Here is a 5,616-nt window from a genome sequence, read left to right on the forward strand (position 1 = left end):
GCACGATCGTCGCCAGAAATGCCTCACGTCGCGTCGGCTTACGGTATTGCTCGAATCCAGCCCCTTGATCTGCACCCGCTGCCAACGTCATCTGCTTCATGTTCTTCTCTTTGCGCTCTTGATTCCCTCACATAACGCTCTTCCTCATGAAGCGGAGGACTTAATCAGCATTGCCCTAATACAAAGCGGTCGAAGCGGATCTTCCCGAACGGCACCTGGTGCTTGTGCTTCGAGAACGCCTGCGCGGTTTCGATCAAGGAGGCCGGCAAAAATAGAAGTCGTAATCGCCGAGCCGAGCTGTCAGCTTACGCTCGAGAACCCCGTTGGACCGTTCCAGGCGCTCTGCGGTACGCACAGTACCACCGACGGCGCAAGGCGCTCGTCTTCGGCGAGTTTCTCCAGGACGTCGAGGGCAGCCCCGGGCGCCCTAGAAGAAGTGGACGCGCCTCGAACCGCCGCTGGCAGGCCATGCCGGCGCGCGGGGCGCTGCGCAGCAGTGTGTCTTCCTCCGCGGCGACGGTGAACGCCGCGCCGCCTTCGGATCGATATCTGGCAGTTCATAGGGTTCCAATGCTGGCTGTTGAGTCGCATCTCCCGACACTTCTTGCGTTACAGGCCCGCCAGGCCGATGTTGTCCCGGAAGTCGCGCACGGCCGCGCAGGCACGTGCCTTCGTGTTCGGCGCGTCGGGCAACGCCGCGCAGTAGGCCGCGATCGCATCGTCCGCGAGCCCCGCCCACCGGGCAATCGAGCCGGCCAGCACGTCACGATTGCCTGGCGTCTCCAGGGCCATGCGGACGAGCGCGCCGGCCCAGCGCCGGTGCCGCTGGGCGTCGGCAAGCTGCGCGTCAGTCAGCAAGCCGAGCAGGGTGTCGCCGTTGTGGCGCGCCGCCTCGCCAAGCCCGCGCAAGACCGCTTCCTCCATCGCCGGCCTCAATACTAGGCTGAAGGCGATGAAGGACTCTGCCCAGTCCCATGCAACGAGCGCGTGTTCAACCAGCTTGCGCCAGCCCTGCCAGGCCGGATCTTGCTCCCAGCATCTGCGCTCGTCGGTGCCAAAGCCCACGTCGCCGAAGATCTGAGACAGCTCTCGCGTTCGATACGCGGTGTGGGTGAGCCAACGCAGCGAGTCGGCGGTCTGGTAGGCGGCGCAGTTCGAGATCGTGGAGGCGGGGGCCATCTGCGTCACGTAGGCCGATCCCATTTGCAGTGTGTGGAACAGATAGCGTGCCGGCGTGTACAGTCGCGCCAGCGTGCCGGCCCAGGAGTGCTCCAGCATGGAGTCGTGGCCGCGCTCGGAAAACTGGTCCAGCAGACCGGACACATAGGTTTCCTGACCGTCCTGCAGAATGTTGTAGGTGCGGTAGACGAGCTCGTCGGGGTCGCGAAAGGCGTTCCAGTCAGCGTGTTTCAGCGGCGAGGCGTTGCGGTGACGCTTGAACCACTGTGCCATCTCGAAATTCGGATCGAGTTCGAACGGCGCGTGGGGGTTGTCGGTCGTGTAGTGCAGATTCGTCGAGACGATCTCGTACTCGCTTGGTTTGCGCCGGCGCGCGGCCAGGTGGCTCCAGGTCTTTAGCGGCTTGAGGACGTCCGGTTGAGTAGTCATGCTCGTCTCCGGTTACAGCGTCTTTTTGTAATAGAAGAGGACGTAGTCGTCCGTGGTCTCGATGCGACCCGCGAACGAGCTGAGGTTGACCTCCAGCTCGGACATCCTGAACGGGCGGCCCAGCGTATCCTCCAGCGTAGCCCGGCGCAGGATCAGTTCGCCGTCGGTGTCGATTCGCACGTATGCGAGCTTGTCGTCGACGCGGATATCCTTACCCGGGTTGTCGTCCCGCGCGGCCTCGATGACGCCGGACGTGATGCTGCTGGCGCGCAGTACGGGGCCGACGCGGTTGTTTCGGTACGCCTCGGCGGTGTTGTGGTCCCTGCTCATGATCGATTCCTTTGCAATATCAGCAATTGGCGAACGGTGGTTCGACGCCTTCGACAGCGATAAGTATGTCGTCACCATCTACCCTGACGGCATACTCTGCGAGACGGGATCCACTGGGGTTGATGCCCTTGCCGGTGTTGGCGTCGAATGTCCACTGGTGGGCCCGGCACATCAGTACGTGCCCGTCGAAATTTCCCTCTGCGAGCGGAATGTCCTGGTGCGGGCAGATGCCTTGGAATGCGCGTGGCGTGCCGCTTCGTGGGCGGACAAGTACGATGACGTGGCCGTCCACCACGACCTCGGCCATGTCGCCTTCCCACAGCTCGTCGAGTGTGGAGACTTTCTGGAAATTTTTGGTGTCCTTATGCATCGCAAAAAATGAATTCGAGTGACTCCATCGGCTTGATATCGGTGTCGCCGAGCCGGGCATCGCGGGGATAGAAATGGTCGCTCCCCTGGCGCCGCACCCGCACGACCTTGCCGGGCTGGGGCGCTACGCGACGGCCGACTGAATGGTGCGCGGCGGCCGCCGCTACCTCGTCCATCGAGTTCTCCGTATCGACGGCGACGAGCTGCAGCACGAAGTCGTATTGAAAATTCGAAATCACTGGAAACAGTGCCATGTCATTATCCATCTGATGGCCGCATCAGGCGGTCTTGTTCTGTTCGCGCTGGCGGCGGTATGCCGCCACCCATGCGTACTGGTGTGCGTCGTCGCCAATCTCGCCGGGGGCGAGGTTCATGTACAGGAGTGCCCCCCCCAGGTCGGGCGGCTGGATGTGCCCGGCGAGGAAACGGTCGACCAGGGTCAGGTGGTCGCGGTAACGCACGGGGTCCTGTTGGAAGACCCAACGGTCGATCTCGGAATTGAAGTGGTACGTGCGGCCGTTGTACTCGAGCGGATAATCCCTGACGTTCCAGCCGTTGCCCGGCACCGCGCAGATTGGCAACTGGCTCATGTTGCACACAATGGGCAACGTCTCGGGGACGGTGAGCTCCTTCCTGCCCGCGAGCAGGTTGTCGATGATGACGTCCCAGGCCTTGCCGAACGTGTCATTCCAGCCGGAATACTTTTCCTCGAGCCAATCACGGCAGTCCGGCGTCATGCCGGCGGCCGGGTTCCACCAGATGGTCGGCCTCCAGAACCAGATGCTCAGCTGGTAAGCATGGTGCTGGTAGTCGAACTCATTGATCATCTGGTCCCAGTACCAGGGCAGGTCGAGACCGAGGTCTATCAGGGTGCGCTCGAACTGGCCGACGATCCATTCCGTCACGAACGCCTTGAATGACTCCTTGCGATGCTGCAGCGGCGTAGCGTAGTCCATCGACGTGCCGGTCAGCAGGGAGAGCAGGCGCCATGCGCGTGCAATGGCCACGTCCACGAGCTGCTGCGCCTGCTCCTTGCGCCCGTTGGCGATCAGGATCTGCAGTGCCGGGCCACCGATCTGCGCGTGCCGTGACTCGTCCGTCTGGATGCTTGAAATGAGGCTGGCGAACGTAAAGTCGCCGGCTTCCGCCGCATTAGCCGCCAGCCCGAGGAACTGCATGTTAGTGAAACCCGTTTCGAAGGCAAACGTAAGCATCACGGCGATCTCGATCGCGCTGCGCGACATGAACAGGTCGTCGAAGGTACTGCGGGCGGCGATCGCGCCCCATTCGTTGGTGTGATAGGCCTTGTGCGCCCAGTCAAACTGCCGATCCTTTGGGCAGTAGTCGTGCGGAAAGTAGAGTTGCAATTGCCCGTGACGGTTCTCGTCAAGCATGCCAAACGTCGCCATGTTGCGCATCCCTGGCGCGCGGCCGAAGCGGGCCATGCGTGCCTCGGCGCTCATCGCCGCGTATTCGCCGAGCGCGATGGCGCCGTAATGCGCCTTCAGGATCGACAGCCAGCCGGGATCGGCGTTCTCGAACATGCGGCTGCGCTCCAGCGCGGCCTTCACGGAGTAGGCGCCAGCGTCCTTGTCGCGCTGAATGCGGACGTATTCTGGATACGACGTCTTGTAGGGCTCGTCATAGGTTTCCCAGACTTCCATGGGCACGCCCTGTGCCCCTGTCATGACCTCCGGGAAAAGGTCGGACTCGGCGACGTACGACGGCGTCCAGTTCGTTGTGCGGGCAATGTCGTACCACGCTGCGCGTTCCAAAAGCGCCATGGGATATTCTCCTTGGTGGATGTCATAACCTTCTTGCTTTGCAGTCCCGGTTGCGAAAGCCCGCAGATCCGGAGCGCCTTCCCTTGTGCAAATGCAATGCCAGCGGGCATGGCGGTGCAGTCATGCTGCACTGCAAAGCCGTGGGAGCGTAAGGGATAGCGGTTACTCCATTGGATTTCGAGGCCCGGATCTGTGCGTCGCAAAAAGGTACCAGTTCCTTGTGGATTTCCCTACGAAGGCATCAAAATCCACGACTGGGACAAGCGGAAAGACCCATTCCGCCCAACCATGGACGCCTACTGGAAATACCAGGTGCATCGAGTTCATGCTAGAGCGGAATTGCTGCAACGGGCGCGTCGTGCAGCGCTGAAACGAAAAGTGGTTCTGGCGCGGCTACCGCCTGCTGACCATCGGCGATGATGCAGGGCTACATGCTGCCCAAGCGCGTGACGAGTTAGAAGGAGGCATGGGAAATGTACGCTGAGGGCAGCGGCGGTGCGCTGTTCAAGGACCTCGTGCGCTACGACATTCGCGAGCCGTGCGGCTGGAAGGGCGTCCGCGAGGGCAAGGACCATATCAGCCACCAGGTTGGGCCACCTTCAAAACTACGGGCTGCGGCGCCTTCTCATACGTGCCTGCCGCCGGACGGCGAGATGCAATAGTGGCTTTCGCAGAAATATCCCGAGAGCTTCGACAAGCTGTATCGGCCACGCTTAGTACGAGCGTCCGCAGGACGGCCGCCGCTTTTACAACAAGACGCTGCCGATGCTGTGCACCACCTGCCAGATCCCGATGTTGTTCACCGAGCCTGGTTATGCCACGAAGATCTGCTACCGCAAGAGCTGCTACTTCGGAAACAAGTCTTACTTCTGCCCCGACCACTGCCAGCACATCTTCGAGAACGAGCCGGAGAAGTACGCGCAGAGCTAGCTACCGGTGCGCAAGATTTACTTGGGGCACCCGAGTTCGATGTGCGCCGTGCAAAGCCGGCGCTTTTCCAGCGGGTGCGAATCCCGCCCGGCCACTTTCGCTCCGGCCGGTAGCAATCGGAGCAGTCATGGAGGTAACAAAATGGCTGAAGCCTTCGGTGTAGAGGGTCACTAGGTGACCTGGCGAGCACGCAGGCCGCAATGTGAGTGAACGCTGAGCAAGCCTCGAAAAGGGTGATGCACGGGCCGACCTGCCAGTCGATGCGGGGAAGGCTGCCACTATCAGGGAAGTGAGCGAAACATGCACCTGATAGCCGTGCCGGGGTATTGGCGGTGGCATGCATGAAAGAGGAAGAGCGCACGGAACACGGGAAGTCCTCGGTTGTGGAGGTGGGAGTCTCCAGGTTCTGTCGCAGTAACGGTACGGAAGTAGAATTTGCGGTCGTGAAACTTGAAGGCCAGAAAATGATTGCACTATCCGCTGGACGTGATCCTGCTGTGCGTGCGCTGGTACGTGGTGTACTCATTGAGCCTGCGCGATCTGGAGGAAATGATGGCCGAACGCGGCATCGCGGTGGACCATTCCACCGTGCATC

Annotated in this window: 5 protein-coding genes and 4 pseudogenes; 3 read left to right on the forward strand and 6 right to left on the reverse strand. The window is 61.5% G+C overall.

Translation table 11 applies throughout. The features are described from left to right. From J8I34_RS33040 to J8I34_RS33065, 6 genes and pseudogenes are all read right to left on the reverse strand, one after another. Window positions 1-100, reverse strand: a pseudogene (locus tag J8I34_RS33040) (IS5/IS1182 family transposase); the annotation flags it as partial. Between the two features lie 509 nt (window positions 101-609). Then, complete coding sequence (locus J8I34_RS33045; RefSeq protein ID WP_209777884.1) at window positions 610-1,608, reverse strand: aromatic/alkene monooxygenase hydroxylase subunit beta; 999 nt, start codon at window positions 1,606-1,608, stop codon at window positions 610-612. Window positions 1,609-1,620: 12 nt separating this feature from the next. After that, window positions 1,621-1,938 (reverse strand): MmoB/DmpM family protein, encoded by a 318-nt coding sequence (locus tag J8I34_RS33050; protein ID WP_209777885.1) that lies wholly within the window; start codon window positions 1,936-1,938, stop codon window positions 1,621-1,623. A gap of 19 nt (window positions 1,939-1,957) precedes the next feature. Then, the gene (locus J8I34_RS33055) at window positions 1,958-2,308 is read right to left on the reverse strand and encodes a monooxygenase system ferredoxin subunit (protein ID WP_209777886.1); all 351 of its coding nucleotides are present in this window, start codon (window positions 2,306-2,308) and stop codon (window positions 1,958-1,960) included. Beyond that, complete coding sequence (locus J8I34_RS33060) at window positions 2,301-2,561, reverse strand: toluene-4-monooxygenase system B family protein (protein WP_115683905.1); 261 nt, start codon at window positions 2,559-2,561, stop codon at window positions 2,301-2,303. Before J8I34_RS33060 ends, J8I34_RS33055 begins: the two co-directional genes overlap by 8 nt. 24 nt (window positions 2,562-2,585) lie before the next feature. Then, on the reverse strand, window positions 2,586-4,091 hold the full coding sequence (locus J8I34_RS33065; RefSeq protein WP_209777887.1) for a ferritin family protein: 1,506 nt from the start codon (window positions 4,089-4,091) through the stop codon (window positions 2,586-2,588). A gap of 192 nt (window positions 4,092-4,283) precedes the next feature. Between J8I34_RS33065 and J8I34_RS35635 the strand changes: the two are divergent. The 3 pseudogenes from J8I34_RS35635 to J8I34_RS33075 form a co-directional block, all read left to right on the forward strand. Beyond that, window positions 4,284-4,409 (forward strand): annotated as a pseudogene (locus J8I34_RS35635) (hypothetical protein); the annotation flags it as partial. Next, window positions 4,405-5,018 (forward strand): annotated as a pseudogene (locus tag J8I34_RS33070) (ferritin family protein); the annotation flags it as partial. The pseudogenes J8I34_RS35635 and J8I34_RS33070, both read left to right, overlap by 5 nt. Window positions 5,019-5,489: 471 nt before the next feature. Beyond that, a pseudogene (locus J8I34_RS33075) lies at window positions 5,490-5,616 on the forward strand (IS6 family transposase); the annotation flags it as partial.

It is taken from the genome of Cupriavidus phytohabitans, assembly GCF_017815025.1.
GTDB lineage: Bacteria > Pseudomonadota > Gammaproteobacteria > Burkholderiales > Burkholderiaceae > Cupriavidus.

Excerpts from the sequence above, each read along its gene's own strand:
- J8I34_RS33045 (WP_209777884.1), bottom strand. The coding sequence starts at position 1,608 with ATGACTACTCAACCGGACGTCCTCAAGCCGCTAAAGACCTGGAGCCAC.
- J8I34_RS33050 (WP_209777885.1), bottom strand. The coding sequence starts at position 1,938 with ATGAGCAGGGACCACAACACCGCCGAGGCGTACCGAAACAACCGCGTC.
- J8I34_RS33055 (WP_209777886.1), bottom strand. The coding sequence starts at position 2,308 with ATGCATAAGGACACCAAAAATTTCCAGAAAGTCTCCACACTCGACGAG.
- J8I34_RS33060 (WP_115683905.1), bottom strand. The coding sequence starts at position 2,561 with ATGGCACTGTTTCCAGTGATTTCGAATTTTCAATACGACTTCGTGCTG.
- J8I34_RS33065 (WP_209777887.1), bottom strand. The coding sequence starts at position 4,091 with ATGGCGCTTTTGGAACGCGCAGCGTGGTACGACATTGCCCGCACAACG.